This window comes from Kitasatospora sp. NPDC048239 (genome assembly GCF_043202015.1).
Lineage (GTDB): Bacteria > Actinomycetota > Actinomycetes > Streptomycetales > Streptomycetaceae > Kitasatospora.
In genome coordinates this window covers 1-3743 of sequence record NZ_JBICZP010000042.1, presented here as the reverse complement: position 1 = coordinate 3743, position 3743 = coordinate 1, and the positions used below count along the sequence as shown (strand labels likewise).

The following is a 3743-nucleotide window of genomic DNA, read 5'->3' as shown; positions in this document are numbered from 1 at the left end:
CCCACACCCACGGCCACCACCCCACCACCCACCCACCCACCACCACCCACACCAACCTCCCCACCTACCCCTTCCAACACCACCACTACTGGCTGCTGCCCAGCACACCCGCCGGCGGACCCGAACGCCTCGGCCTCGACGCCCCCGACCACCCGCTGCTCGGCGCCTCGGTCGAACTCGCCGAGGACGGCGGCCTGTTGCTGACCGGCCGGCTGGCCCTCAGCGACCACCCCTGGCTCGCCGACCACGACATCCTGGGCCGTCCGCTGCTGCCCGGCACCGCCTTCGTCGACCTCGCACTCACGGCGGGCGAGCGCGCCGAGACGCCACGGGTGGACGAACTCACCCTGGAGGCCCCGCTCCTGCTCCCCGCCGACGGCGCGCTGACCCTGCAGCTCGCGGTCGGCCCGGCGGAGCCCGAGACCGGCTCGCGCACCCTCGCGATCCACGCCCGCCCGGCCGCCGGCACCGGCGAGTGGACCAGGCACGCCGTCGGCCGGCTCACCGCCGCCACGGCCGAGCCGGCCACCGCCCCGCAGCCGAGCAGCTGGCCCCCGTCCGGCGCCGAGGCGATCGACGTCGACGAGCTCTACTCCCGCCTGGCGGAGCTGGGTTACGCGTACGGCCCGGCGTTCCGCGGCGTCCGCGCAGGCTGGCGGCGAGGTGACGAGCTGTTCGCCGAACTCGCGCTGCCCGAGGAGGTCCGCGACACCGCGGCCGGCTACCCGCTGCACCCCGCCCTGCTGGACGCCGCCCTCCACCCGCTGGTGGGCCGGGCGGCCGCGAGCGCCGACGGGCTGCCGCTGCCGTTCTCCTGGTCCGGCGTGGAGCTGTCCGCCTCGGGCGCCGACGCACTGCGCGTCCACTGGCACGGATCGGCGCTCGACGCCACCGACACCACCGGCCGTCCGGTGCTGAGCGTCGAATCGCTCGCCCTCCTGCCCGTCCGGGCCGAGCAGTTGGCAGCCGCCGACCGCCCGGCCCAGGACCTGTACCGGCTCAACTGGACGCCGATCCCGGCCGCCGCATCCTCCGCCACCGCCGCATCGACTCCGGCGACACCGGTGGCACTGGTCGCGGGCCTCGGCGACCTCCCCGCCGACGAGCCCGTCCCGGCCGTGGTCGCCGTGGCCGCCGCCGCCGGCCGGCCCGGCGTCGCGGCGGCGCTGGAGCTGCTGCGCTCCTGGTCCGCCGACGACCGCTTCACCGGCGCGCGACTGCTCCTGCTCACCCGCGGCGCGGTCGCCGTCACCGACGCGGACACCGTGCCCGACCCGTGGGCCGCCGCCGTCTGGGGCCTGCTGCGCTCCGCCGAGGCCGAGCACCCCGGCCGCTTCGCCGTCGCCGACCTCGCCCCGGACGCGGAGGTCGACACCGCCGCCCTCGGCACCCTCGCGGCCGCCCTCGCCGCCACCGCCGACGAGCCCCAACTCGCCCTGCGCGACGGCGTCCTGCTCGCCCCGAGGCTCGCCCGCGCCGACGCGCCGTCGCGCCCCGCGCCCGAACTCGCCGACCGCACCGTGCTCGTCACCGGCGGCACGGGCGCCCTCGGCCGCGAGGTCGTCCGGCACCTGGTGGCCCGGCACGGCGTGCGGCATCTGTTGCTGCTCAGCCGGCGCGGCTCGGACGCCCCCGGCGCCGCCGAACTCGCCCTGGAGCTGGCCGAGTCGGGCGCCGAGGTCCGCTTCGCCGGCTGCGACGCGGCGGACCGGGACGCGCTGGCCGCGGTGCTCGCCACTGTGCCGCCCGAGCGGCCGCTCGGCGCCGTGCTGCACCTGGCGGGCGTCCTGGACGACGGCGTACTGGCCGACCTCACCCCCGAGCGGCTGGACACCGTCCTGCGTGCCAAGGCCGACGCCGCCGAGCACCTGCACGAGCTCACCCGCGAGCTCGACCTGGACGCCTTCGTCCTGTTCTCCTCCATCACCGCCACCACCGGCACCGCCGGACAGGCCAACTACGCCGCCGCCAACGCCTACCTGGACGGCTTGGCCGCCCACCGCCACGCCCTCGGCCTGCCCGCCACCTCGCTCGCCTGGGGCCTCTGGGCCGACCAGGACGGCATGGCGGGCGGCCTCGGCGCGGCCGGACTGGCCCGCTGGGCCAGGGCCGGACTGCCCGCGCTCGGCACCGAGGAGGGCCTGGCCCTGCTCGACGCGGCCCTGCAGCACCCGGCCCCCGCCCTGGTACCGGTCCGCTTCGACCCGGTCGCCCTGCGGGCCCGCGCCGCCGCCGGCCCGCTGCCGGCGCCGCTGCGCGCCCTGGTGCGCGCCCCGCGCCGCCGGGCCGACGCCTCCCCCCGGGGCGGTAGCTCCTGGGCGGACCGCACCGCAGCCCTCGGCGCGCCGGAACGCTCGCGCACCATCGCCGAGTTGGTGCAGACGACGGTGGCCACCGTGCTCGGCCACGCGACCCCGGCGACCATCGACGCCACCCGGGCGTTCAAGGAGCTGGGCTTCGACTCGCTCACCGGTGTCGACCTGCGCAACCGCCTCGCCGCCACCACCGGCCTGCGGATCGCCGCGACCGCCGTCTTCGACCACCCGTCCCCGGCCGCGCTCGGCGCCCACCTGCAGTCCCTGCTCCCGGGCGCCACCGCCGCCCGCGGACCGGTCGAGCCGGTCACCGCCGTCGCCGCCGACGACGATCCGATCGTCATCATCGGCATGGCCTGCCGCTACCCGGGCGGTGTCGCCTCCCCCGAGGACCTCTGGCGGCTCGTCACCTCGGGCGGCGACGCCATCGGGGACTTCCCCGCCGACCGCGGCTGGGACCTCGACGCGCTCTACGACCCGGACCCGGAGCGGATCGGCACCTCGTACACCCGCCAGGGCGGATTCCTCGCCCAGGCCGCCCGGTTCGACGCCGAGTTCTTCGGCATCAGCCCGCGCGAGGCGCTGGCGATGGACCCGCAGCAGCGGCTGCTGCTCGAAACCGCCTGGGAGACCTTCGAACGGGCCGGCCTCGACCCCGCCACCGTCCGGGGGACGCGCGCCGGGGTGTTCGCGGGCGTGATGTACAACGACTACGGCTCACGACTGGCCAAGGCCCCCGAGGAGTTGGAGGGCTACCTGCTCACCGGCAACACCTCCAGCGTGGTCTCCGGCCGCCTGGCCTACACCTTCGGCCTGGAGGGGCCGGCCGTCACCGTCGACACCGCCTGCTCCTCCTCGCTGGTCGCGCTGCACCTCGCCGCGCAGGCCCTGCGCCAGGGCGAGTGCGACCTCGCACTGGCCGGCGGCGTCACCGTGATGTCCCGCCCCGACACCTTCGTGGAGTTCAGCCGCCAGCGCGGCCTGTCCACCGACGGCCGCTGCAAGTCCTTCGCGGCGGCCGCCGACGGCACCGGCTGGTCGGAGGGCGTCGGACTGCTGCTGGTCGAGCGGCTCTCCGACGCCCGCCGCAACGGGCACCGGGTCCTGGCGGTCGTCCGGGGCTCGGCCATCAACCAGGACGGCGCGAGCAACGGCCTCACCGCCCCCAACGGGCCCTCCCAGGAGCGGGTCATCCGGCAGGCCCTGGCCGCGGCCGGCCTGCGGACCGGCGAGGTCGACGCGGTCGAGGCGCACGGCACCGGCACCCGGCTCGGCGACCCGATCGAGGCACACGCGCTGCTGGCCACCTACGGACAGGACCGCGAAGGGGCCGAGCCGCTGCTGCTGGGCTCGTTGAAGTCCAACATCGGCCACAGCCAGGCGGCGGCCGGGGTCGGCGGCATCATCAAGATGGTGCAGGCGATGCAG

Annotated in this window: 1 protein-coding gene; it reads left to right on the top strand. The window is 77.1% G+C overall.

What is annotated here, in order from left to right:
- Nucleotides 1–3743, top strand: a 3743-nt coding sequence (locus ACGFZP_RS39390) for a type I polyketide synthase (RefSeq protein ID WP_392942292.1), incomplete at both ends; no start/stop codon positions are given.